We start from the raw sequence: 23139 nt of genomic DNA on the forward strand, positions 1-23139 counted from the left end.
ACCCCGCCGAGCCAGCGCGCCCCGATCAGATTCGCGAGGCTGCCTGTCGCGGCGCGTACCAGCACAACAGCAGCGGCACCACGACGAGCGCCGCGCCGGCGAGAAAGGTTGTTGATGCGCCAAAACGGTCCCACAGCCAGCCGGCCAGCGCGCTCGCGAGCAGCATGCACAGGCCGCACGCCAGGTTGAACACGCCGAATGCGGTCCCGCGCAGCGCAGAGGGAGCTGTCTCAGACACCATCGCGGCGAGGATACCCTGCGTGAAACCCATGTGCAGGCCCCACACGGCGACGCCAATAAATACCGACAGAACCGACTGGCCCATGCCGAGCAGCAGATCGGCGGCGATCAGCAGCAGCATGCCGAGTGCCAGGAGGATACGACGATCCAGCCGGTCCGAGAGCACCCCGACCGGATAGGCCGACAGCGAATAGGCGAGGCTCATCACGACCATCACGCCGGGAATCCACGCGAGATCCAGACCCGTCTGCTGGGTACGCAACACGAGGAACGCTTCGCTGAAGCGCGCAAGCGTGAACGTTGCGCCGATGGTGACGATGAACCAGTAGCGCGCCGGGAACTCGCGCAGCGCGCGCCAGTGCAAAGGCGAGCGGAAGGTACGCGTTGCCGGCGCATGGCCCGATTCGTGGATGCCGAACGCGATCAGACCGATTGCGATGAAAGCAGGCACGACCGCGAACCACAACACGGTACGAATGTGGTCAGCAAACCAGAACATCAACGCGATGGCGAGCGCGGGTCCGAGGAACGCGCCGATCGTATCCATCGACTGACGCAGACCGAAACAGGCGCCCCGGATCTCCGGCGGCGCCACGTCGGCGACCAGCGCATCGCGCGGTGCACCGCGAATGCCCTTGCCGACGCGGTCAAGCAGCCGGGCCGTGACGACCCAGGCGGGTGTGGTCGCGAGCGGGAACAACGGCTTGGTCAGCGCCGCCAGCCCGTAGCCCAGCAACAGCAACCCCTTGCGTCGCCCGAGCCAGTCGCTGAGCGGTCCGGAGAACACCTTGACGATCAGTGCGGTCGCTTCCGCCGCGCCTTCGAGCACCCCGAGCGCGGTTACGCTCATGCCCATTGTGGTCACAAGGAAAATCGGCAGTAACGCGTGCACGAGTTCGGACGACAGATCCATGAAGAGGCTCACGAAGCCGAGCGCCCAAACCGTGCGGGGAATGGCGATCCTGGTGGCGGAAGATGTGTCCGGAGTCATAGCGTGTCACACGTAGAGGGAGTCCGATTGCGACACACCGTTGCCAGCTGGCGAGCGGAACATGCGAGTCGCCCTGTTGACGACTGCCGGACCGGCGAAGATCCGGCAATACTGAATCGGAAGATCGAAGCGGTACGGCACTAACGGAATATTCCACTCTTGCAGCGCCGCGACGTGTGTCGGCGCCGCTTGCTGTTCATCGGCCGCCGCCACGAACTGACACCGCAAGTCAGCTATCTGGCGATCCGATCTGTCCCGGGTGTCCTTTGACGAATGCAGAAAAGTGGCGATCGCCAATTTCACTCGCCTAGGCATTTGCCCACGAGCAGCGCGAGTTTTCTCGACGTCCGAATCTGCGAACATGAGACAGTCGGTTGCAAGACGCAGGCGACGCAACGCGTATTGCTTGCGGGCGCATTCCCGGCACCGGCACAAGGCGTCCTTATGCATCGCTGACGAGTGAAGGAGGTGGAAAGTAGCGGGGTACAGGGTACAGTCCGGCTACCTGTCATGGTACCCCAATGAAGAACCGTCCAGCGCGGCCGGGAACTGCTTCTCCCATTGAAGATTGGTTACAAGCTGCGACTGCGGCGAGTCAGTTGTGCGCGCCGTTATCTCCAAGGCTGGCCAGCGCCTGCCTTCCGTCGGTGCGTGCGGCGGCCTCACCCGGGAAGGTTCTCTCACTGAACGCAATCAACTTGAATCCGCATCCCAGCACTCTCGGGACCGTGATGCCCCAATGCCAGCCACCGGCTTGCTCGAAGACATGCAATGCAGGGACAGTTGGGGTATATGAAGACTGGAAAGTCGTCATGGCGCATTTTTCCGTTATATCAAAACTGGGCGTGCACAAATGCAGACGCTCTTCTTCCAGTCTATACGCAGTTTGCTGCGTTGCAATATGCGCCTATGATAAAAAATGTCAAATCATTGAACGTCACAATTTTGAAAAATATGATGGATCCGGAGAAGTGAGAGCATTCCTGGTCAATGGAGGCGATTCGTTTCTGTTAGCGGCGCAAGGCGCACATACTCACGGCCCACTCCCAGTGGAGATTCTGCAAGGTCCAACGTCCGGTTCCGCCTTGCATGTGGAGTTTTGTGCCCCCCCAACCTGTCCGTTTAACTTCGCACTGCGGGCCGGATCAACCTGCCCTGGGTCCGTCGTCCCCGGTACACAGCGTCGCGACGCGCACACGGTTGCGGCCTTCCCGCTTCGAACGGTAGAGCGCCTCGTCGGCGCGTTGCAGGATCGTGTCGAGGGTGTCGTCGGCGAGGCTGCCGGCGGCAATGCCGATGCTTAGCGTCGGCTGAACCGCGAGCGCACCAAGCGAGCCGGTCGCGTTCGCGAACGCGACGCGGATTCGCTCGGCGATCGCAAAGGCTTCACCGTCAGCGGTGCGCGGCAACAGCACGACGAATTCGTCGCCGCCATAGCGCGCGAGCGTGTCGCCGGTGCGCAGATCGCCGCGCGCAGTAGTCGCGAACAATCGCAGCACATCGTCGCCCATCGAATGGCCATGCGTGTCGTTGATCGTCTTGAAGTGGTCGAGATCGATCACGACCAGCGACACCACACCCGACAGCACGTCGTCGTCCTGTCGCGCCGCACGGCGAGCGGCCGCCACCCGTCCATACGACAGATGCAATCCGCTGCGATTCAGCGCACCCGTCAAGGGATCGCGCTGCGCATGATCAAACAGTAACTGATGGCTACGCTCGGCAGCCATCAGCAGCAGTGTGAAGCCGCGCAGCGTGATGAACACCTCGCCGGTCACCGCCATCCACTGGTAGGTCGCGGTGGGCGAAGAAAACAGTGTCGTGCCGCCGATCGCGCCGCGTACCGTCATCGCCGCACGTATCGCAAACAGCAGCGCAGTCGCGCCGAAGCAGCCGGCGAGCAGCCACGCTGACTTCAGCCGATGCCGCCGCGCAAGCCGCACGCCTTCGAGGACAACCGCCGAGTCGAATAGCGCGAACAACATGGATTCGAACGCGATCCTCGCACGGAAGTCGTCTGGCGCGGACCATAGTGCGAAGAGCAGCACCTGCGATACGGCAGTGCCTGTCACCACCCACCAGGGCAGCGGCGGCCGCTGCGCGAATGCACGCACGGACACCAGCAGCAGCAGGAAAGCGGCTACCGTCACGACATTCGCCAGTTGCACGGTCACGAAATCGGGCGTCGTGCCGCGCAGCGCGACGCCGAGCGTCCCCAATCCCAGTAGCACATTGCTGAGGCCCCACCATGCCGGCCAGCGCTCAAACCGCTGCGTGCAGTACGCGACCAGCTGCAGCGCGCCGAGCACGAGACAGGCAACCGCCGTGACAACGTAGAGCGTCCGGATATCGAGAATCACCTGGCTATCCCATGTAACTGAAATGCGCCGATAACGCCGGTAGTGGCAGCGTTCCGCCCTGCGATGCTAGCAGCAAACCTCGACGCGGATTCGAACGCATGCACCCAGGCTGGAATAGCCGCATGCCATAACGACGCGTGGATCCAGCCTGCCTTCTACCAGAGCCGCATTACAACTCAAGCGTCTTCTTTTGGGCACGGCCAGCGTCGCTTCTGGGTCCAGAGTGTACGGAAACTCCATTTTTGCCGCTGAGCACGGCGATTGCCGGTCAGGTCGGTCGAGTTTGTACGGCGAGTTGCACAAATCGAACATGGCGGGCAGGACATCGATACGCATCGCTTTTTGCCACGTAGACAAAGTTGGCTGTGGTGAATAGATCTTTCTTCCGCGATGCAGAGGTGAGCGGTTGGGGAGCGTATACGCCGATGTCGTTCAGATCACATGCCCGTATAGTCATCGACGCATTCGGGAAGTAGTGTGGCCTGCTTGCAGTCATCGCCTTCAACGAAGGCGCTTAATGAGTCATCCGGTGCACGACGGCACAGACCCTGTTCGATGTTCTACCGCCATGCGGCATTGCGAGAAATGCCGGTCAACAACCCTGCCCGTTTATACGGCTTCACGAGCTAACGCGAACACCGGCGATGGCGCCGGCTGTCTGACCCGATCTGACAAAACCTCGCCTGCGGCCAATTCGGTCTTGAAACCGATCACGGTTTTGCGCAGCTTGCTTGCCTGGTCTTCCAGCGACATGGCGGCGGCCGCGGCTTGCTCGACCAGTGCCGCATTCTGCTGGGTGACACTGTCCATTTGCGAGAGCGCCTGATTTACCTGCTCGATGCCGAGGCTCTGTTCCTGCGACGCAGCGGCGATCTCGCCGACGATGTCGTACACACGCTGGATCGATACGCTGATCTGGTCCATGGTCGTGCCGTTGCGCACCACCAGTTCGTTACCGGTCCGAACGCGCTCGACCGAGGTACCGATCAACGCCTTGATCTCCTTCGCTGCGACGCTGGAGCGCTGCGCCAGCGAGCGCACTTCCGAGGCCACCACCGCGAAACCGCGGCCGTTCTCGCCGGCACGCGCGGCTTCCACTGCGGCGTTCAAGGCCAGAATATTGGTCTGGAAAGCAATGCCTTCGATAATGCTGGTGATGTCGGCGATCTTGATCGCGCTATCGCTGATGCCGGTCATGGTCTGAACCACCTCCTTCACCAGCAGGCTGCCGGACAAGGTGACTTCGCGTGCGGTGGAGGCCAGTTGCCTCGCCTGCTTCGCATTGTCGGTGTTGTGTCTGACAGTTGAAGTCAGCTCCTCCATGCTGGCCGCCGTTTCTTCCAGCGAAGCGGCCTGTTCCTCGGTACGTGCCGACAGATCCTGGTTACCCGCGGCCAGTTCGCCGGTAGACAGCACAATCGCATCACTGCCCTGCCGGACACTGCGCACGGTCTGCCGCAAATGCTCCTGCATATCTGCGATGCCTCGCAGCAACAACCCCATCTCGTCATGCGATCCAACCGAGACAGAGCGTGTCAGATCACCGTGCGCGATCCGCTCAAAATGTTCAAGTGCAGCACCCAGCGGCCGGGCGATGGCATTGCGCAAACTCAGAAAGCTACCGACGGCGGTCAGCAAGCCCAGCGCCAGCGAGGTAACGGTAACCAAGCGCAGAACGTTATACCAGTGTTGCTCAGTCTCGAACTCCTGCCGTGCTTCCCGTATCTGCAACTCGCGTAGCTTGACACTGCTGTCATGGTATCTGCCGTACAGCGTATTGTTTTCAATCGCTGCTCGCATGATGCGCGGGGCGTCTTTGGCGAGCACCGCCTGCGCGAATTCATCGACGCCCTTGTCCATTGCCGCGCGCTGCACCATCAACTCGCGCGCCAGTTCGGCCTCACGCTTCGACTGGGGCAGCCTCATATATGCTTCAAGTGCGGCGCGGGCCATTACGCGAAAGTTCTTTTCGTGTTCGACACTGTCGCGGATGCTCTTGTCGGACGATGTGTCGATCGCGGCGCGCAGAAGTGCTGTGCGTTCGCGCTGCAGGCTCAGCTCCGCTTCACCGATGAAATTGGCGCTCGGCAGTTTGTTCGTGTAGGTGTCGAGATTTCCGTCATTGCTATAGGTCATACCCGCAATACCAAAGATGCCGACAACGAGCAGCAACGCGGATAACAAACCCATCGCCAAAGCCAGCCGCGATTTTATGGAAAGACGCATCATCATATTCCTTAGTTTAACGAATATATCGTGCAACCCCTTTATTTACGGCCTGACGATGCTGTTCTTAACGGTTTTTTCGGTTAACGGGCGTTGAGTTTATGGTTAACTCAAACGGCAGAATTATCATTGGCACGGATCGACGCCAAGCGTGCGCGCACCTCGTTCTGAGGTCTGTTGACCTTCAGACTAGCCAGACGGCGGCAACGGCCAGAGCGGAAAATGATGAGAAACGCTGTGCGAGCTTGTCGCAGCGAGTGGCGATGCCGCGGAGTTGCATGATGCGGCAGAAGAAGCGTTCGATGAGATTTCGGGAGCGATGCAGCTGTTTGTCCAGCGAACGCTGTATGCGCCGATTAGCACGGTCTGGAATGACGGCTTGCACGGCAAAGGTGCTGCAGATGCGCGATGATATCGCCGGTGTCATAAGCCTTATCGGCCGCGACGCTTGCAGGTTGCAGTTCGCCGGGCAAAGGCAGCGCTTCAGGACAGTCTCCCGCCTGTCCGCCTGTCAGTCGAAAGTTTGAGCATGCCTACACCTTAGCGAGCGCACTGACCTGTATCCTGCTCACATGCCACAGTTCACGATATTCCTGATCAACGGATATTCCGCATGCCGAACGGCAATGCCACCTGCCCGCAGCACGGCGGCACACGACGGACTGTCACTCGAACTATGACGATGCTCAATGGCATCCGATAGCGCAGCTAATCAGGCCGAACGCGCCGGCTATTCCCACACCCGCGCCGAGCCCGAACGTCTCGAGCGACGTGGCGCAGCCTTGCAGACTGCAGGCAAATACCAGCGCAGCGGCCAGAAGAATTTGCCGGACGTGGTTGCGCGCAACCAGGCAGTGTCGACTACTGTGGTTCATGTTTTTCCCCTCTTTCCCCGATGGTCTAAGCAAGCGCGAAAACGCAGAGACGAGTGTAGCCAGCGCGATTCGGCGCGAAATGGACGAATACCGGGGACAAAGACGGTGTCGATTACCAATGCTTCCGCGCCGGTAATCACTGCTGCCGCCGAACGGCAGCCGGCGTAATGACGTAATGGAAAAACCTGGGTCAGGCTTGGGCGCGGCCGCCCGCGGAAGTGCCGTAAAAAATGAAACCTTCGGTTTATACAACCCGGACGCTTATGATAGGAATCTGCGCGTACCGACCGAGGTCATCCCCCTACATGACAGAGCCACAGATTTGGTACGGTCTACGTTTTATGACTGGACCTCCGCGGCGACCTCAGCTTCAACAGCCCTGGACGATTCGGAGATGTTCGAATTGTGGGAAATCAACGAAACCTGATCTTCTACAAGCCTTCCCGGTAAAGCGGCCTTGACGAACTCGAACCACGTCTGAACCTTAGGCTCGCCATGGCGGGCAGAAGGACACAGCACGTATGCGTTTCGGGCTGCCAGTCGATATTGGGGCAAAACCCGGACCAGCACGCCGCTGCGCAATGCCGGCAGCGCCCGCGCCAGAGATAGCTGCCCGATGCCACCCCCTTCCTGTATTACGTTGACCAGTACGTCGGTCGTGTCAGTCAATACCCGCGCCTGATCGCAGCAAAACACTTCGGGTCCGGCAAGTCCTTCGAACAGCCATTGCTCGGAGGCATCATCGTCCATATGTTTGACTTGCAAACACCTGTGGCTGCGAAGTTCGCTGATTGTTTCAGGAACACCATGGCTCGCCAGATAAACCGGTGACGCGCACAGTACGGTACTGGTTGCACCGACGCGCTCATACACGATGCGCTCGATTTGCGGGACGGGATTGCAGAGAAGTATCGTGTCGTGAATATCCAAAGCTGCATCCAGACTCCCGCTCAGGAGCGACGTTTGGACCGTTACCTCGGGATAACGCGCTTGATAGCCGTGAATGAGCCATGCGAGATGGTGAGCATCGAACGTCGGATCCACGCCGATTCGTAGCGTGCCAGCCGGCTTGGCGCACAGACCCGCCGCCTCGGCTTCCGCCAGTTCCAACCGGTCAAGGATGAACTTGCAATGCACAAGGTATCGATCGCCTGCGGCAGTCAATGCCACGCTGCGGGTTGTGCGGCGTAGCAGGCGCAAACCCAGGTGCGTCTCCAGCTCCGCGATGGCGCGCGATACCTGTGGCGTCCCGACTCGCATCTGTCGCGCTGCGGCGGTAAAGCTGTTTGCATTCGCGACGGCCACGAAGGCGCGGATACTTTGCAATATGTCCATTCACATTCTTCGGCAATTCAGGTAAGCCCCGACCTCATGTCCGATCGACCACACAGCAGGTAGTAGGCAAGTATGCAGACTCCGCTCGGCATGAGCATTTCCCATGCTTGGAGGATGCGAGGAAATTCTATGACTAATCATTTCCCGGTTGTGCGGGAAGGTATGAACTGAAGCGAGAGGGTCACCCGCCCTTTCAGGAGCGAACCCCGCAAGTCTATGCGTTCTCACTCCGTCTCACATGGGAGCCCAAGTTTGACAGAACAAAAACACCTCTCACTATCTTGCACGCTGTGATTCTTACCTTCTCGTTTACTTGATCCAAGCAAGTTTCGGATGATTCTTGTGTAGGAATACCCCGACCTACTGCAATCCATAAACCTACATAGTCTGTCTTATGTACTGACGTCTTATTTTTAACGTCATTGAGTACTTTCACACCATGTAATTTCCATCAGCGTCCTTTCCTGGAAGAGACTTTGTGAATCCGGGTGATGCCCTCTGGCTCCACTCCATCCGATCGTTTCCTCCTGCATATTCCCGACGTTGCATGTAGGAATTCTCGTACCTGTTATAGGGAAATCCTTCTCATCGAAGCTGAAGGAGTTAGGGAAGGTACGTTGCATTGATCCTTCATATGCCCGGTTACTGGATTCAATGGAGGAAGGAGTCCTGGTTGTGCAACGTTGCATGGTTTCTTTTTCGTAGCGGAAAGATTCAGATAGTTTCCATTCCTAACCTAAGGTTGTTTTTAGCCAACATTATTTTTTGAAGATTTTGTTGACGGATATTCTGCACGCCGCACTTCAACCAAAACTCAAGGACGCAGATGAAGACGACCACACTGGCAACTCTCTCGCTGGCCATGCTCGGCGCAACCGGCGTAGCTCACGCACAAAACAGCGTCACGCTTTACGGGATCATCGATACGGGCTTGACGTACGTGTCCAACGACGGCGGCAGCAAGTCGATCAGCATGTCGTCGGGTAACGAATCCGGCAGCCGTTGGGGCCTGAAAGGCTCTGAAGACCTCGGTGGTGGCCTCAAGACAGTCTTCCAGTTGGAAAACGGCTTCAACTCGACGACCGGCAAGCTCGGTCAAGGTAGCCGCATGTTCGGTCGCCAGGCGTTCGTCGGCCTGAGCAGCGACACGTGGGGTACGCTCACGGCTGGGCGTCAATACGATCCGCTGGTTGATCTGGTTCAGCCGGTTCAGGGCGATGGCTTCCTCGGTGGCGTATTCATCTCGCCGGGCGACATCGACAACGCCGACAACAGCGCGCGCGTGAACAACTCGCTCAAATACACCTCGCCGACCTGGTCCGGCTTCCAGTTCGAAACCATGTACTCGCTGGGTGGGGTGGCAGGCGCACTGGGTTCGGGTCAGAGCTATGCCGCTGCAGCCGCGTATAGCAACGGTCCGGTCAACCTGGCAGCGGGTTACTATCACCTGAGCAACGGCAATGGCTCGAACCGCGGCACCACGACGTGGGACTCGCTGTTCAACACCTCGGTCAACTCCGCATATTCCACCGCCGCGGCGATCAACAATGCACGTATCGGCGGCAACTACGTATTCGGCAAGGTGACCTTGGGCGGCTACTTCAGCCACGCCGAATACACGGCAGACGGCAGCTCGAAGTTCACGACGGCCGAAAAGTACAACACGGGTTCGGTGTACGCCGTATGGCAGGTCTCGGCACCGCTGCAGACCGAAATTGGCTACGTGTACCTGAAGTCGAGCGGCAGCTCCTCGGCAAAATATAACCAGTTCGCGGTCGCTGCGGACTACTCGATCAGCAAGCGTACGGACTTCTACGCATGGGCAGCGTACACGACTGCATCAGGCACGCAAGACGCGTCGGGCACGGCTGCTGTAGCAGTCATCGGTTCGGCAACGGGCGATTCAGGTTCGAGCAAGCAGGCTACCGTGACCGTGGGTATTCGCCACCGGTTCTGATTGAGTCCGGCTTAACGAGAAGCCCGTGTTGTCGAACGGGCCCTCGCAAAGCTGGATGATTCGCAAAGCCAAAGTTGACTGGGCTGGGTCCTGTATTGCACAGGGCTCAGCCTTTTCATTTGCATTCGGGTTTTCCACGCGCAGATAGTTCAGCATCATCGGTGCGATGCTGAGAGAAGTGGAACTGTAACTTTGTTCAGTGGATTGACGACTTCGAATTGACGGAGGTTTTAGTCAAAACAACCGCCTTTTCTATTTTTTCAATAGATATACTAACTATACATATTTTAATTCGGACCTTCGAAGATAAGGCCCAGCGGCAGTTACCCCGTTATCGCCTGGATAACGTCGTCCTGAAGTCCGCGAATGTGGCTGATCATTGCGTTGCGCGCTTCCACCTTGTCACGCGACTTGAGCGCGGCGAGGATCGCCAGATGTTCGACGTGATTCTCCTGCTGGCGGTGAAGATGGCTCGTCACACGAAAGAGCCGCGCGTTCAGCCGCATCATCGTGATCATCTGGACGAGTACGGCATTGCCCGACGCCTCCGCAATCGTCCTGTGCAGCAGATCATCCAGTTCACGATGCTCGACTTCGGTATGCTTGCCTACCTCGAGCGCGTGGACCTTCTCTTCCAGCGCCTCGATCGCCGCGAGCGTGAGCCGCTGGATGCCGAGGTCGATCGCCTGTGCTTCGAGTACTTCACGAACCCGCATGCTTTCGAAAAACTCGCGGGTAGACACCGTGCGCACCGCAAAACTGCGCGCGTCGGCACGCACCAGCAGGCCTTCGCCGGTGAGCCGGATCAGCGCTTCGCGAACGGGTGTGCGCGACATTTCCAGCTGGTCGGCGACACGCAGCTCATTGAGCAGCGCGCCCGCCTCCAGCTCACGATCCAGGATCATCTCGCGCAAGCGCCGGTAGGCGCGTTCGCCAAGGCTCGCGACACGCGTTTCGGAAAGCGTTTCCTCTGCCTGTACGGGCGATGCATCCGGCTGCGGCAGCTTGCCTGTCGATTTCCTCGTCGCCTTCTTCACGCCCGTTACGGCGGGCTTGGTGTCTGTCTTTTTCATGATTACGCGTAGTGCCTGTATTCGCCGGACCCGCCGTCAGATGGTGGATACCCCGGCTTTGATCCGCGATGTTACAACCTCTGGGCGCTCGCATCGCAGAAACCGTCCATGACCTGGCTGTCCGCGGAACTGCCCGTCAAGCCAGACGGTCACGCCTCGACTTAGCGTCCTCGCCGGCCATGCCCGCACTTCGCGCCCCTCGTAGGGCGTGTAATCGGCTGCATGGTGAAGCTCGTCGTTGCGGATCGTACGTTCAATATCCGTATCCCATATCACCAGATCGGCGTCGCTGCCGACCGCGATCGCACCCTTGCGCGGATACAGTCCGTACAGTTTCGCCGCGTTCGTCGACGTGAGCTGCACGAAGCGGTTGATGTCGATCCGGCCTGCCAGCACCCCTTCCGAGAACAGCAACGGCAGCCGTGTTTCGAGGCCCGGAATGCCGTTGGGCACCTGATGAAATCCGCCAGCGGCACCATGCAGCATCTTGCCGTGCGGATCGTCGTAGTTAAAGGGCGCGTGGTCCGACGAGACGATCGTGAACATGCCGTTCTGCAATCCGGTCCATACGGCTTGCTGATTCGCCTTGTCGCGCGGCGGCGGGCTGCAGATGCACTTCGCGCCGGCAAAGCCTTCGAGCGCGAGGTCCTCTTCGCTGAGGAAAAGATACTGCGGGCAGGTTTCCGCGAAGATGGGCAGACCCCGGCCGCGCGCCCAGTGAATCTGCTCGATTGCCTCCCGTCCGGAGACGTGGACAATCAGAATCGGCACCTCCGTCACCTCGGACAACGCAATCGCCCGATGAGTCGCTTCCCGCTCGACCAGCATCGGCCGCGAATCGCCGTGATACTTCGGCGCGGTGAGCCCGGCCGCGAGCAGCCGTTCGGTCAACCAGCCAATGCAGTCGCTGTTCTCCGCATGGATCATCGTCATCGCACCATGAACGCGCGCGCAGGCGAGCACGTCGATGATCTGGTGGTCGTCGAGTTTCATGTCGTCGTAGGTCATATAGACCTTGATCGACGTATAGCCGTCCGCGATCAGTGCCGGCAGTTCGTCCTTCAGCACAGCCTCTGACGGGTCCGACACAATCAGGTGGAACGCATAGTCGATCGATGCCTTACCCTCGGCTCGGGTGTGATAGTCCTCGACCGCCGCGCGCACGCTGTGTCCCTTGAACTGCAGGGCGAATGGGATGACCGTCGTGGTACCGCCGCAGGCTGCCGAGCGCGTGCCGGTCAGAAAATCGTCCGCCATTTTCGAGCCGTCGGACGTGGGCTGATCGAGATGGACGTGCGCATCCACGCCGCCTGGCGTGACGAAGCGGCCCTTGGCATCGATCGCCTCGCGGCCGTTGGGCAAATCGCGGCCGATCGCAACGATAACGCCATCGCGAATACCGATATCGGCGGTATAGAGATCGGCCGCCGTGGCGATGCGTGCGTTGAGAATCACCGTGTCGAAGCTGGGCTGGTACATAGCGGTCACGCGTGTTTCTCCGTAATCAATGCGAGCGGGCTGCCACGCGCGGCGTGCGGCGCGCCGAGAGCCACGCGCGCCAGCCGCTTCGGCCTGTGTCGTGCGCGGCATAGCCCCGCCCGTAATAGGATTCGATCTTGCGCTGGAAGAAGCTCCAGATCGTCGTCATCAGCAGGTAGTAAAGCGCGGCCACGATAAACAGTTCGAGCACCATGAAGCGTTCCTGGATGAGTTCCTGCGTGCGTCTGAGCAGTTCTTCCACCGAGATCACCGACGTGATCGAGGTCGTCTTCAGCAGGCCGTTCACGCTATTGCCAAGCGACGGCACGATAAGCCGCATCGCTTGCGGGAAGACGATCTGGCGCATGGTTTGCGCACCCGTCAGGCCGAGTGCCTTCGCGGCGCTGGTCTGCCCGCGCGGCACCGCGACAATGCCCCCTCGAATGATCTCGGCAAGATATGCCGCCTCGTTGAGGATCAAGCCGATGAGCGCCGCCTCGATCACGGAGAAACGCAGCCCGATCTGCGGCAGCCCCGTGTACAGGATGATCAGTTGCACCAGCAGCGGCGTCCCGCGAAAAACCCATACGTAGAACGCAGCCGGCGCCGATAGCCACTGCTTTCCGGATAAGCGCGCGACCGCGATAAGCGAACCAAGAACAAGGCCGCCCGCGATCGCCACGAGCGTCAGCCAGATGGTCTGAAACGCGCCGCCGATCAAGTACGGGCTGATCAGATACGAGGCGAAACCGTCCCAGCTCCATCCTTTGCTCATTGCCTGACTCCTGCAGAAGTAATCAACGTGTTCGTGCGGCGATCACTTCGGTTGTGCGATTGCGATCGGCGCATCGAGCGGCTTCATGCCGTACTTCGCAAACAGCTTCTGGTAGCTGCCGTCCTTCTGCATCTCGTCGAGCACGCCGGCGATCGCGCTCGCGAGAGCCGGGCTCTTCGCCGCAAGCGCGACCGGCGTCGGATGAATGCCGGACACGACACGCGCAAAGCCGCCGCGCTTCTGGTATTCGCCGGCTACCGCATCGATCGAGACAACCGCGTCCAACTGCCCGGCGCCCAGCGCCTGATAAGCAATCGAGAACGTGTCGAAGGTGCGCAGCGTGAAAGGCGTCAACCCGCGCGCCGTCATGTCTTTCATCATCGCGCGCGCCTGCGCCTCTTCGAAGCCGCCGATCTCGACGCCCACCGTGTGCCCCGCGAGGTCGTCCGTCTTCGTGATCTTCAACGGATTCGACGAGGTGGCGGAAATGCTGATCGCCTGGTTCTCGTAGGGGATCATCTGCATGATGCGGGTACGCGCGTCGGTCACGAAAATGCCCGTATTGATGACATCCCAGCGACCACTTTGCAGACCCGGCACCATCGCGTCGAAATCGATCTTTACGTATTCGGGCGTGAGGCACAGACGCTTCGCGATCTCTTCACCCAATTCGATGCGCATGCCCTTCAGTTGCCCGGAACCGTCGGTGTATTGCAGCGGCGGCAGCGTCGGGTTGGTCGACATGATGAGCGCGCCTTTCTTGATCAGCGCGTCGGCGGGAATCGACGACGTGCACGCGGCAGCGGCCGGCTGAACGGTCGACGCAGCAGCAAGCGCGAGTGCGCCTGAAAGCAGAAACGGACGGGCAAGCGAGCGGAAAAACATGAAATTCTCCAGGAGGAAAAAAAGAATCAGGACAGCGTGTTCAGGACGCCGAGCGCCGCGAGATCGGCGCGTAGCAGTTCGCGATCGGCTTGCGGCAGCGGCAGACGCGGCGCGCGCGGCGCGCCCACGGGCAAGCCCATCATCGCGAGGCCGGCCTTGCTTGCCGAGACATAGCGGTGACCGCCAACCCAACGCACGATCGGCAAGATCTCGCGATAAATCGCGAGTCCCGCGTCGAGATCGCGCTCGACAGCCGTGCATTCGTAAAGCCGCGCGGACAGTTTCGGCAGCAGGTTCGAACACACCGCCACCCAGCCCTGCGCACCGACGCACATGGACTCGTAACCGAGAATCCCCGCAAACACGGTCATGCGGTCGCCGCACAATTCGACGATGTCGCGTACCCGCGTGACCTCCAGCGTCGATTCCTTGATGTAGCTCACGTTGTCGATGTGTGACAGGCGCGCGACGAGTTCCGGCTTCAGGTCGACGTTCGCCGTGGCCGGATTGTTGTAGATCATGATCGGCAGATCGATCGACTCGCCGATCCGACGGTAGTGTTCAAAGAGTTCGTCTTCGGTCGGCGTGCTGTAGAACGGCGGAATGACCATCACGCCGTCTGCACCGAGTGCCTGCGCCTCCCGCGAACGGGCAATGGCATCGTCGGTCCATTCCATCCCCGTACCGAGCAGCACCGGCACGCGGCCCGCCGCCGCTTCGATCACGGCCTGCGCCACTTCGATCCGCTCCGCGTCCTTCAGCGACAGGAATTCGCCCGTGCTGCCGAGCGGAATGAGCCCATGAATCCCCTCTTCGATCTGCCAGTTCACAAGCTTGCGCAGAGCGGGCACGTCGACATGCTTGCCGTCGGCGGTAAAGGGTGTAATCAGAACGGTGTAGGTGCCGCGAAAAGTTTTCATCGTAGAGCTGGAGTCCGGTTTTTTTGAGCGCTTTGAACTTGCATATTGTTTGTATAGCATTTGTATACAAATTCTATACGTCAAGTTTTTCAATTTCCGGCCACCGTCTGGAAGCTTGCAAAGCCCAATGCAACAAGGTTTCTGATGCGTCTAAAAAACTCGCACATCACGCCATCCGGCAAGCTCATCTCGTTCGAATACGACGGCGAGCACGTCCGCGCGCTGGAGGGTGAGTCCATTGCCGCGGCGCTTGCCGACGCCGGCTGCGGGGTGTACCGGGAGACCCGCGACGGAGAACGGCGCGGCCTGTATTGCGGTATGGGCAACTGCTTCGAGTGCCTCGTGTGCGTGGACGGCAAACAGGGACAACGCGCCTGCATGACAAAGGCAGCGGACGGCATGCAGGTCACCGCACAGGGCACCGAGCGCACGAACGCCGGCGATCATGTGCCGCTCGCCCCGACACCTGAAAGCGCACAGCCGCGCGAGGTCGCCGTCGACGTGCTAGTGGTAGGCGCCGGTCCCGCAGGGCTATCGGCGGCGTGCGCGGCCCGCGCGCGTGGTGCATCGGTCGAGGTAATCGACGAGCGCCCCATGGCGGGCGGCCAGTTTTTCAAGCAGATCGCCCCGAGCCACCAGGCCATCAAACTCGATCGACAGTTCCGCGAAGGCGAAGCGCTGATCCGGCGTGCTCGCGCGATGGGCGTCACGCTCACGCCGGAGGCATTCGTCTGGGGCGCATTCGGCCCGCACGAAATCGGCGTGATCGTGAATGGCGCAAGTGTCGTGTTCCGCCCGCAGCAGATCGTGCTTGCTCCCGGCGCGTACGAATACACCGCGCCCTTCCCGGGCTGGACCCTGCCCGGCGTGATGAGCACCGGCGGCGCGCAAACGCTGGCGCGGGCGTATCGCGTGGCGCCGGGCGAGCGGATCGTCATTGCGGGGAACGGGCCGCTGAACCTGCAACTCGCCGCCGAGTTGGTGACCGGCGGCGCGAACGTCGTGGCGGTTCTCGAACGTGCAACGCGGCCCGGCTTGCGCCGGTGGCGCGAACTGCTGGTAGCGACCCGCGAAGCGCCCAGCCTGATTCGCGACGGCGCCGCTTACCTCGCTACGCTGCGCGCCACGAACGTGCCGGTCATCTGGAACGCACGCGGGCTCGCGGCGCATGGCAAGCAGCGGCTCGAAAAAATTACCTACAGTTGCGACGACAAAACCGTCACTCTCTCCTGCGACACCCTGTGCGTCGGAGACGGCTTCGCACCGACGACCGATATCGCGCGGACGCTCGGCTGCACGCATTCGTTCGTCGACAGAGGCATCGGTCATCTCGCCACCGACATCGACGCAAACGGGCAGACGAGCATCGCAGGCGTGTTTGCGGCAGGCGACGGCGCGCGCATCGGCGGCGCCCGGGTCGCGCTCGCGCGTGGGACGCTCGCGGGCCACGCGGCGGCGGATGCGCTACGTCTTCAATCCAACGCGGACGCCGAGCGATCGCGTGCTGCGGCACGCCGCGCGTTGGGGCACGCGGACCGGTTCCAGACCGCGCTGTGGAAGATTTTCGCCGCACCGGTGCCGCACCTTGCGGATTTGCCGCGCGACACGATCGTCTGCCGATGCGAGGACGTGACGCAAGGCGCGATCGTCGACCAGCTCGCCGCCGGTCACGACACGCTTGCGTCGATCAAGCGCAACACCCGCCTCGGCATGGGCCGCTGCCAGGGCCGCAATTGCGCGGCGAGTTGCGCGAAGCTGATCGAGGAATCGACCGGCCGTGCCCGCGAGGTCACGCATTTTCTCGCGCCGCGAGTGCCAGTACGTCCCACGCCGCTTGCCGCACTCGCGTTCGAGAAGCCCGAATGGGGCGGCCATCGCAAGGCGTCCACACCGAACATTGCGCGGCCTGTCAAAGAACCCGCACTGGGCGATCAGACTACCGACGTCCTCGTGATCGGCGGTGGCGTGATGGGGGCATGTCTCGCTCATTTTCTGAGCCGTGCCGGCCGCGACGTGCTGGTGGTAGACCGCGACGATCTCAACCTGCAAGCGTCCGGTGCGAACGCGGGCAGCCTGCACGTGCAACTGCTGTCGTTCGATTTCGGCAAGAAGGCGCGCGCGGGCGGGACGCCCGCAGCCAACACGCTCGCACTCGGCCCTGCGTCAGTACGGTTGTGGCAGCAGCTCGAACGCGAAAGCGGCGACAACCTCGAAATCCGCGTGACGGGCGGTTTGATGGTGGCCGACAGCGAGGCAGGCATGCGCTTCCTCGAGCAGAAGATCGCGCTCGAAAAACAGTTCGGCATTGAAGCGGAACTGCTCGATGCACGCGGCCTGCTTGCGTTGTCGCCACATCTTTCTCCCGCACTGCTCGGCGCGGAATATTGCCCGATGGAAGGCAAGATCAATCCGCTGCGCGCAACGTATGCCGTCATGCGCCTTGCCGGCGCGCAGGGCGCGCGCTTCCAGCGTGCGACCAACGTCACGGCGATCATGCGCGAGCGCGGCGGCTTTTCTGTCGACACGAGCCGCGGCCGGATTCGCTCACGTGTCGTGGTGAACGCTGCCGGCGCGTGGGCGAAAGAGATCGGCGCGATGCTCGGCGTGCACGTCCCGGTGGCAGGTGCGCCGTTGCAGATGATCGCCACGGAACCCGCGCCGAAGCTCGTCGACCATCTGATCGCCCATGCCGACCGCCACCTGAGCCTGAAGCAGACCGCAACTGGCGGCATCCTGATCGGCGGCGGCTGGACCGCCGCGTTCGACCCCGCACGGCGCATGAATCACGCAATGCGCGAGAGCATCGAAGGCAATGCCTGGGTCGCAAGCCATGTGCTGCCCGCGCTCAAGGGAATGCACATGGTGCGCGCCTGGGCCGGCATGAATATCGACATCGACGGCGCGCCCATTGCCGGCCCCGTTGAAGGTGTTCCTGGTTTCTTCAATGCGGTGACGTCGAACGGTTACACGCTTGCGCCAATCGTGTCGCAGTTGGTCACCGATCTCATTCTCCAACGTACGCCCGAACTTGACGTCGCACCCTTTTTGCTCAACCGCTTTGCGTCGGCGTGATGGTTCCGAACTGGATCGGATCGCGCTTGCCAAACATGTTGTGATTGATGCCGTGTAGCATCAGGACCGTCTTCATCTGGATCTTCCCCATGTGTTCAATTGAGGGGAACCGTCAGCTGGTCGATGATGGCTCGCGTCCTGGGTCGAACGCCGCGCCACCATTCAAAGGCCGCTGCCGCCTGTTCCACCAGCATGCCAACGCCGTCCGCCATGCCCAGCACGCCCGCATTACGCGCGAGACGCAGGAAGGGCGTGAGCCCCTTCCCGTAGACCAGTTCGTAGGCCGTGCCTACCGGGCTGAACACAGTAGGCGGAACGGGCGGCAACTCGCCGGTGAGGCTGGCCGATGTAGCGTTGACCACCAGGTCGAAGCACCCCATCGCTTCCAGGTCCCGGTAGCCGCAGGCGAGCAGCAGACCCGGCGCGCCGACCTGCGCCGCCAGCGTCTCGGCTTTGCACACGTCGCGGTTGGCGACAACAAGTTCAGCAGGCCGCGCCGCAAGGAACGGAAGCAACGCACCACGCACCGCACCGCCAGAGCCAAGGACCAGCACGCGCTTTCCGCTCATCGGCAGATTGAGGTTGACTTCGATATCGCGCACCAGTCCCACGCCGTCAAAGTTCTCCGCCACGATCCGACCGTCTTCAAACCTCAGCGCGTTAGCCGCTCCGGCCAGCTCTGCCCGCTCACTGCGTTCATCGGCCATCGCGAACGCCTTCAGCTTGAAGGGCGCTGTCACATTCATGCCTTTGCCGCCCGCAGCCCTGAAAGCGTTCACGGTCCCGGCAAACGCCTCTTGCGGGTTCAGTGGGCCCTCGATGGCCGTATAAGCCATGTCCTGCTGCGTCTCTTGCGCAAACAGACCGTGAATCAAGGGGGATTTCGTGTGACCAATCGGATTGCCGACCACTGCGTATTGATCCGTCATCATGACCTCGCCCTTGAATACAGAACGCCGTCGGTCTGCATGGCGTCGATCTCGGCTGCACCAAAGCCCAATGACTGCGCGACTTCCGCGTTGTGCTGGCCAAGATCGGGCGCGACCTCGCGGATCGTCGTGTCGCAGTCCGAGAAGCGAAACGGTAGATTCGGCATACGCAACTTGCCGTAGCGCGGATGCTCCTGCTCGACCACCATGCCCCGCGCGATGATCTGCGGATCGGCGAGAACTTCGTCGATGCGCTGCACCTTCGCGGAAGGCACGTCGATGCCATCGAGTAGGTTCAGCACCTGTGCCACCGGCCGGCCGGCAACCCAGGGCCGCACCACTGACAGAATCTCCGTCCGGTGGGTATTGCGTCCCTCGACGGTGTGGAAACGCGTGTCGGTTCCAAAGCCGCACGGTCCGCCATGTGACTCGACGAGGGCGGCGAAGCGTTTCCACGCGTCGTCCACCTGCGCTGCGATCACCAGGTCGCCATCGGCGGCACGGAACACGCCATACAACGTCGACGTGGGCATGTCGTGTCCGGTCTGCTCAGGAACGATCCCTTGCAGCGTGTAGCACTGCACCGCGTATTCGTGCATCGACACCAGCGTGTCGTACAGCGCCATATCGATGTGCTGGCCCCGGCCGCTCTTCACGCGACCGAGCAGCGCAGCATTGATCGCCGCCACCGCGTGAATGCCGGTGTACATGTCGCCGAGCGAGATGCGCATCAGCGGCGGCGGCTCGCCGGGATTACCGATCATCTGCATGATCCCGCTCTTCGCTTCGGCAATCAGGCCAAAGCCGGCGCGATGTGCATCCGGTCCCGTATGGCCGTAGGCCGAGATCGAGCAATAGACCAGCTTCGGATTTCGCGCGGACAACTCCGTATAGCTCAGGCCCAACTTGTCCAGCGCGCCGGGCCGGTAGTTCTCGACGAACACGTCCGCCGAGTCGCACAGGCGCTGCATGAATTCCCTGCCGCGCGGGTCCTTCATGTTGACGCTGACACCACGCTTGCCCATATTGAGCTGCAGGAAATAGCCACTCTGCCCGTCGTCGAGCACGGTGGCGTGCTGGCGGCCCGCGTCGCCGCTGCCGGGGCGCTCGACCTTGATGACTTCGGCTCCGAGCGCCGCGAGACAGCGCCCAACATACGGGCCGGCCAGAAAGTGGCTGTAGTCGACGACGCGAATACCTTCGAGAGGACGTGCTTGCATCAGAAGGCTCCCGGTCGGCGCGGCACCATCAGGCGATGCTCACCATGCTGGACGACCTGACCGTCCTGATTGATCAGCTCGGAAGGCAACACGACGATGCCCCAACCGGGGCGGCTCCTGCTCACGCGCATCGCACCCACACGGAATTTCACGTGCAGCATGTCGTTGACCTTGATCGGCAGGTTGAAGTCCCACGTCCAGCCGAGCGACATCCCCGGAACGAAACGGTAGTCACTTTGAGTCTTGAGCCCATCTGCGATAGACAAGCCGAACAGCCCGTGCGCGACGATCGAGCCGAAGTGGCTCGCGTTCGCGTATTCCTCATCGACGTGCACCGGTGTGTGATCGCCAGTGAGGTCGGCGTAGGCCAGGATGCGCTCTTTGGTCACCGTGTAGTTCGGGCTCACACACTCGTCGCCCTCGCATGCATCGTCCCAGTATTTATCGACGATCGTCATCTCAAGCCTCCGCGCGTGGGTTGATCGCCAGTGCCGTCGCCACGCACGAGACGGGCCTCGCCTGGATCAGTTCGACGGCGAGGCCGTCCGGTAAGCGAATCCAGTTGCGCCCCTGCGGCATCTCGCTGACTTCATACCGCTGCGCGGCAGCCAGCGCGGCTTCCATGTCTTCACACATCACGCCGAGATGGGCAAGCCGGCCCTCGGGACTTTCGTAGTTCGGGTTATGGATGAATTGCAGACCGCCAAGTGTCCAGTATTGCCGGGGCTCCTCGCGGCTGCCGTCCACCTCGCGCATGGTCATGCCGAGGACGTCTTCGAAAAAACGGATGTGCCAGTGAATGTCTTTCACCCAGATGGCGACATGCTCCAGATAGGCCCTGGTGGTGTTCATACGGTTGTCTCCTTGCGTTGTCGGTCGGCCATGGCGCGCTCGATGCCCTTGATGCAGGCCACCAGCGTCGCGTTGACCGGGGTCGGCACGCCTTGCCGTTGTCCCCAGCGCACGACTGCGCCATTGATAAAGTCGATCTCGGTGATGGAGCCTTTTTCGAGGCTTTGCAGCATCGAGGTTTTGAAGGTCGGGGGAAGCCCCTCACCGGCGAGTGTCCACGGGCGTTCGGGATCGGTGGTGGAGAGTGTCACGCCGGCTGCGTGTGCGACCGCCATCGCTTCCGCGACTGCCGCGAGCGCGGTCGTCTTAAGAAGTGGCTCGTCGTAGAGTTGCCCGTAGGTGAGGCCGGTGGCTCCCGTCAGTGCGCCGGTTGCGACGTTGACCAGCAGCTTGTCCCACATCGTGCCGACGATGTTGCCGCTGACCGTGGTGGCCAGTCCGGCGGCGTTGAAGGTCGCGGCAATTGCCGTCGCGCGTGGGGTGATCCGACCATCCAACTCGCCGATGTAGGTGGATTTGCCGACGACGCCTGACTCGATATGCCCAGGGTTGCGCATCACGCCGCCGACATAGGTCTTGCCGGCCAGCACACGCTCGCGACCCACGATGTCCGCAAGGACATCCTCGTGCCCAAGGCCATTCTGCAACGACAAGACCCGCGTCTCCGGTCCGATGAGTGCCAGCGCACCCCGCATCGCCGCATCGGTATGGAATGACTTGACCAGCACGACGACCAGATCGACGCGACCGGCTTCGTCGGCCTGTGTGGTGGCCCGAACCTTCACACGACGCGAGCCGTTGACATCGTCCACCTGCAGGCCATCGCGCCGCATCGCCTCCACGTGTGCCGCCGAGCGGTTCAGCAACCACACCTCGTTGCCGCCCTCAGTGAGCGCCGCGCCGATGGCACAGCCCAGGGCACCCGCGCCCAGAATCGCAATCTTCACTGCCGTCTCCTCAATATGGAGACCAAGATACGAGCCGGCGCTCATATCGGCAATGCAATGGATACAATAGCCTCATTGCTCCAAACAATAACGCTATGAATCCAGTCGAACTCCCCGATCTGAAGCTGCTGCAACTCTTCGACCTTCTTTACGATGTCCGTAGCGTGACTCGCGTCGCAGAGCAGCTTGGACAGAGCCAGCCAACCGTCAGCATCTGGCTGGGGCGTTTGCGCGAGCATCTGCAGGATCCGTTGTTCGTCCGCACGCCGGGAGGCATGGCGCCGACGCCGCAAGCGGACGCGCTGATCGGGCCGTGCCGGGAAATTCTCGAATCGTTGCGGCGCTTCGCTGCGTGGGAAATTGCATTCGATCCCACCACCGCAAAACGGCGCTTCCGTATCTGCATGACCGACGCCAGTCACATCACGCTGCTTCCCCGCATCCTCGCGCATGTGCGGGCGCAGGCACCGGGCATACGCCTCGAAGCCGCGCGGATCGACGGCAACACCGAACGCGCGCTGGAATCCGGTGAGGCCGACCTTGCAATCGGCCATGTACCCTGGCTGGGCGGCGGAATTTACCAGCAGCAGCTATACATGCAGGACTGGGTATGTCTGACGCATCGTCATCACCCGCGGCTGGGAGCAAAACTTGGATTGAAGCAATACCGCGCGGCGGGACACGTTGCGATTACGGCGGGCACAGGCGCGCAACTGCTGGAACAGGCGCTGGTGCGCGAGCACATCGAACGGGACGTGGTGCTTGAGTTGCCGGGTTTTCTGGGGCTCGGGGCGATCATCAAAACGACCGACCTGATTGCCACGCTGCCGCGGCACATTGGTGAGACTCTGGCGAAAGTGAATGATCTGGCAGTTCATCCGTGCCCGGTTCCCGTGGATGGCTTCGCCGTTCGGCAGCACTGGCACGCCAGATATCACCATGAAGCGGGAAATCGCTGGCTGCGCGGGCTGGTCGTGCAGTTGTTTCGCAGCTCGGACTGACC

General features: G+C 61.3%; 20 protein-coding genes and 3 pseudogenes. 4 read left to right on the forward strand and 19 right to left on the reverse strand.

Going from position 1 to position 23139, the window contains the following annotated elements; translation table 11 throughout:
* Window positions 1-25: 25 nt before the first annotated feature.
* From ACOSV0_RS34960 to ACOSV0_RS34990, 7 genes and pseudogenes are all read right to left on the reverse strand, one after another.
* The gene (locus tag ACOSV0_RS34960) at window positions 26-1231 is read right to left on the reverse strand and encodes an MFS transporter (protein ID WP_434112430.1); all 1206 of its coding nucleotides are present in this window, start codon (window positions 1229-1231) and stop codon (window positions 26-28) included.
* Window positions 1232-1237: 6 nt separating this feature from the next.
* The gene (locus ACOSV0_RS34965; RefSeq protein WP_434112432.1) at window positions 1238-1528 is read right to left on the reverse strand and encodes a hypothetical protein; all 291 of its coding nucleotides are present in this window, start codon (window positions 1526-1528) and stop codon (window positions 1238-1240) included.
* A 298-nt stretch (window positions 1529-1826) separates the two neighbouring features.
* Window positions 1827-2045, reverse strand: a complete 219-nt coding sequence (locus ACOSV0_RS34970) for a hypothetical protein (RefSeq protein WP_434112433.1) — start codon at window positions 2043-2045, stop codon at window positions 1827-1829.
* A 331-nt stretch (window positions 2046-2376) separates the two neighbouring features.
* Window positions 2377-3591, reverse strand: coding sequence for a diguanylate cyclase (locus ACOSV0_RS34975; RefSeq protein WP_434112435.1), 1215 nt, complete (start codon window positions 3589-3591; stop codon window positions 2377-2379).
* Window positions 3592-4230: 639 nt separating this feature from the next.
* Window positions 4231-5331 (reverse strand): annotated as a pseudogene (locus ACOSV0_RS34980) (methyl-accepting chemotaxis protein); the annotation flags it as partial.
* A gap of 21 nt (window positions 5332-5352) precedes the next feature.
* Window positions 5353-5823 (reverse strand): annotated as a pseudogene (locus tag ACOSV0_RS34985) (Tar ligand binding domain-containing protein); the annotation flags it as partial.
* Window positions 5824-6001: 178 nt separating this feature from the next.
* On the reverse strand, window positions 6002-6244 hold the full coding sequence (locus tag ACOSV0_RS34990) for a transposase (protein WP_434112437.1): 243 nt from the start codon (window positions 6242-6244) through the stop codon (window positions 6002-6004).
* A gap of 262 nt (window positions 6245-6506) precedes the next feature.
* Between ACOSV0_RS34990 and ACOSV0_RS34995 the strand changes: the two genes are divergently transcribed.
* Window positions 6507-6860, forward strand: a complete 354-nt coding sequence (locus ACOSV0_RS34995) for a hypothetical protein (protein ID WP_434112439.1) — start codon at window positions 6507-6509, stop codon at window positions 6858-6860.
* Between the two features lie 171 nt (window positions 6861-7031).
* On the opposite strand, the gene ACOSV0_RS35000 is transcribed toward ACOSV0_RS34995, so the two are convergent.
* Entirely contained in the window at window positions 7032-8027 is a 996-nt protein-coding gene (locus tag ACOSV0_RS35000; RefSeq protein WP_434112441.1) for a LysR family transcriptional regulator, read from the reverse strand.
* A gap of 826 nt (window positions 8028-8853) precedes the next feature.
* Here ACOSV0_RS35000 and ACOSV0_RS35005 point away from each other — a divergent pair.
* Window positions 8854-9984 carry a porin gene (locus tag ACOSV0_RS35005; RefSeq protein WP_434112443.1) on the forward strand — a complete coding sequence of 377 codons (1131 nt, stop codon included), beginning with the start codon at window positions 8854-8856 and terminating at the stop codon, window positions 9982-9984.
* Between the two features lie 323 nt (window positions 9985-10307).
* On the opposite strand, the gene ACOSV0_RS35010 is transcribed toward ACOSV0_RS35005, so the two are convergent.
* The 5 genes from ACOSV0_RS35010 to ACOSV0_RS35030 are packed head-to-tail and all read right to left on the reverse strand — an operon-like array spanning window position 10308 to window position 15116.
* Window positions 10308-11057 carry a GntR family transcriptional regulator gene (locus ACOSV0_RS35010; protein ID WP_434112445.1) on the reverse strand — a complete coding sequence of 250 codons (750 nt, stop codon included), beginning with the start codon at window positions 11055-11057 and terminating at the stop codon, window positions 10308-10310.
* 36 nt (window positions 11058-11093) lie between these two features.
* Complete coding sequence (gene hydA / locus ACOSV0_RS35015; RefSeq protein WP_434116006.1) at window positions 11094-12536, reverse strand: dihydropyrimidinase; 1443 nt, start codon at window positions 12534-12536, stop codon at window positions 11094-11096.
* A gap of 25 nt (window positions 12537-12561) precedes the next feature.
* Window positions 12562-13311: an amino acid ABC transporter permease gene (locus tag ACOSV0_RS35020; protein ID WP_434112447.1), complete on the reverse strand. Its 750-nt coding sequence runs from the start codon at window positions 13309-13311 to the stop codon at window positions 12562-12564.
* A gap of 42 nt (window positions 13312-13353) precedes the next feature.
* Window positions 13354-14196 carry an ABC transporter substrate-binding protein gene (locus ACOSV0_RS35025; protein ID WP_434112448.1) on the reverse strand — a complete coding sequence of 281 codons (843 nt, stop codon included), beginning with the start codon at window positions 14194-14196 and terminating at the stop codon, window positions 13354-13356.
* A gap of 26 nt (window positions 14197-14222) precedes the next feature.
* The gene (locus tag ACOSV0_RS35030) at window positions 14223-15116 is read right to left on the reverse strand and encodes a dihydrodipicolinate synthase family protein (protein ID WP_434112450.1); all 894 of its coding nucleotides are present in this window, start codon (window positions 15114-15116) and stop codon (window positions 14223-14225) included.
* Window positions 15117-15260: 144 nt separating this feature from the next.
* Between ACOSV0_RS35030 and ACOSV0_RS35035 the strand changes: the two genes are divergently transcribed.
* Window positions 15261-18188, forward strand: a complete 2928-nt coding sequence (locus tag ACOSV0_RS35035) for an FAD-dependent oxidoreductase (RefSeq protein ID WP_434112452.1) — start codon at window positions 15261-15263, stop codon at window positions 18186-18188.
* Here ACOSV0_RS35035 and ACOSV0_RS35040 read toward each other — a convergent pair.
* The 6 genes and pseudogenes from ACOSV0_RS35040 to ACOSV0_RS35065 form a co-directional block, all read right to left on the reverse strand.
* A pseudogene (locus ACOSV0_RS35040) lies at window positions 18184-18264 on the reverse strand (type II 3-dehydroquinate dehydratase); the annotation flags it as partial. The gene ACOSV0_RS35035 and the pseudogene ACOSV0_RS35040 sit on opposite strands and share 5 nt — an antisense overlap.
* Window positions 18265-18283: 19 nt before the next feature.
* Window positions 18284-19117: a shikimate dehydrogenase gene (gene aroE, locus ACOSV0_RS35045; protein WP_434116008.1), complete on the reverse strand. Its 834-nt coding sequence runs from the start codon at window positions 19115-19117 to the stop codon at window positions 18284-18286.
* Window positions 19117-20337: a CaiB/BaiF CoA transferase family protein gene (locus ACOSV0_RS35050; RefSeq protein ID WP_434112454.1), complete on the reverse strand. Its 1221-nt coding sequence runs from the start codon at window positions 20335-20337 to the stop codon at window positions 19117-19119. Before ACOSV0_RS35050 ends, aroE begins: the two co-directional genes overlap by 1 nt.
* Window positions 20337-20795: a MaoC family dehydratase gene (locus ACOSV0_RS35055; RefSeq protein ID WP_434112456.1), complete on the reverse strand. Its 459-nt coding sequence runs from the start codon at window positions 20793-20795 to the stop codon at window positions 20337-20339. Before ACOSV0_RS35055 ends, ACOSV0_RS35050 begins: the two co-directional genes overlap by 1 nt.
* A 1-nt stretch (window position 20796) precedes the next feature.
* Window positions 20797-21189: a VOC family protein gene (locus ACOSV0_RS35060; RefSeq protein WP_434112458.1), complete on the reverse strand. Its 393-nt coding sequence runs from the start codon at window positions 21187-21189 to the stop codon at window positions 20797-20799.
* Window positions 21186-22136 (reverse strand): ketopantoate reductase family protein, encoded by a 951-nt coding sequence (locus ACOSV0_RS35065; protein WP_434112460.1) that lies wholly within the window; start codon window positions 22134-22136, stop codon window positions 21186-21188. The genes ACOSV0_RS35060 and ACOSV0_RS35065 overlap by 4 nt, the downstream gene beginning before the upstream one ends.
* 95 nt (window positions 22137-22231) lie before the next feature.
* On the opposite strand from ACOSV0_RS35065, the gene ACOSV0_RS35070 reads away from it, so the two are divergent.
* Window positions 22232-23137: a LysR family transcriptional regulator gene (locus ACOSV0_RS35070; RefSeq protein ID WP_434112462.1), complete on the forward strand. Its 906-nt coding sequence runs from the start codon at window positions 22232-22234 to the stop codon at window positions 23135-23137.
* The last annotated feature ends 2 nt before the right edge of the window (window positions 23138-23139 follow it).

Source organism: Paraburkholderia caffeinilytica (genome assembly GCF_051027425.1).
Taxonomy (GTDB): Bacteria; Pseudomonadota; Gammaproteobacteria; order Burkholderiales; family Burkholderiaceae; genus Paraburkholderia; species Paraburkholderia caffeinilytica_A.

Coding starts and splice junctions, on each gene's coding strand:
- ACOSV0_RS35020 (WP_434112447.1), bottom strand. CDS start 13,311: ATGAGCAAAGGATGGAGCTGGGACGGTTTCGCCTCGTATCTGATCAGC.
- aroE (WP_434116008.1), bottom strand. CDS start 19,117: ATGACGGATCAATACGCAGTGGTCGGCAATCCGATTGGTCACACGAAA.
- ACOSV0_RS35030 (WP_434112450.1), bottom strand. CDS start 15,116: ATGAAAACTTTTCGCGGCACCTACACCGTTCTGATTACACCCTTTACC.
- ACOSV0_RS35010 (WP_434112445.1), bottom strand. CDS start 11,057: ATGAAAAAGACAGACACCAAGCCCGCCGTAACGGGCGTGAAGAAGGCG.
- ACOSV0_RS34995 (WP_434112439.1), top strand. CDS start 6,507: ATGGCATCCGATAGCGCAGCTAATCAGGCCGAACGCGCCGGCTATTCC.
- ACOSV0_RS35005 (WP_434112443.1), top strand. CDS start 8,854: ATGAAGACGACCACACTGGCAACTCTCTCGCTGGCCATGCTCGGCGCA.
- ACOSV0_RS35050 (WP_434112454.1), bottom strand. CDS start 20,337: ATGCAAGCACGTCCTCTCGAAGGTATTCGCGTCGTCGACTACAGCCAC.
- ACOSV0_RS35070 (WP_434112462.1), top strand. CDS start 22,232: ATGAATCCAGTCGAACTCCCCGATCTGAAGCTGCTGCAACTCTTCGAC.
- ACOSV0_RS35035 (WP_434112452.1), top strand. CDS start 15,261: ATGCGTCTAAAAAACTCGCACATCACGCCATCCGGCAAGCTCATCTCG.
- ACOSV0_RS34970 (WP_434112433.1), bottom strand. CDS start 2,045: ATGACGACTTTCCAGTCTTCATATACCCCAACTGTCCCTGCATTGCAT.
- ACOSV0_RS35055 (WP_434112456.1), bottom strand. CDS start 20,795: ATGACGATCGTCGATAAATACTGGGACGATGCATGCGAGGGCGACGAG.
- ACOSV0_RS35060 (WP_434112458.1), bottom strand. CDS start 21,189: ATGAACACCACCAGGGCCTATCTGGAGCATGTCGCCATCTGGGTGAAA.
- ACOSV0_RS35000 (WP_434112441.1), bottom strand. CDS start 8,027: ATGGACATATTGCAAAGTATCCGCGCCTTCGTGGCCGTCGCGAATGCA.
- hydA (WP_434116006.1), bottom strand. CDS start 12,536: ATGTACCAGCCCAGCTTCGACACGGTGATTCTCAACGCACGCATCGCC.
- ACOSV0_RS34990 (WP_434112437.1), bottom strand. CDS start 6,244: ATGACACCGGCGATATCATCGCGCATCTGCAGCACCTTTGCCGTGCAA.
- ACOSV0_RS34960 (WP_434112430.1), bottom strand. CDS start 1,231: ATGACTCCGGACACATCTTCCGCCACCAGGATCGCCATTCCCCGCACG.
- ACOSV0_RS35025 (WP_434112448.1), bottom strand. CDS start 14,196: ATGTTTTTCCGCTCGCTTGCCCGTCCGTTTCTGCTTTCAGGCGCACTC.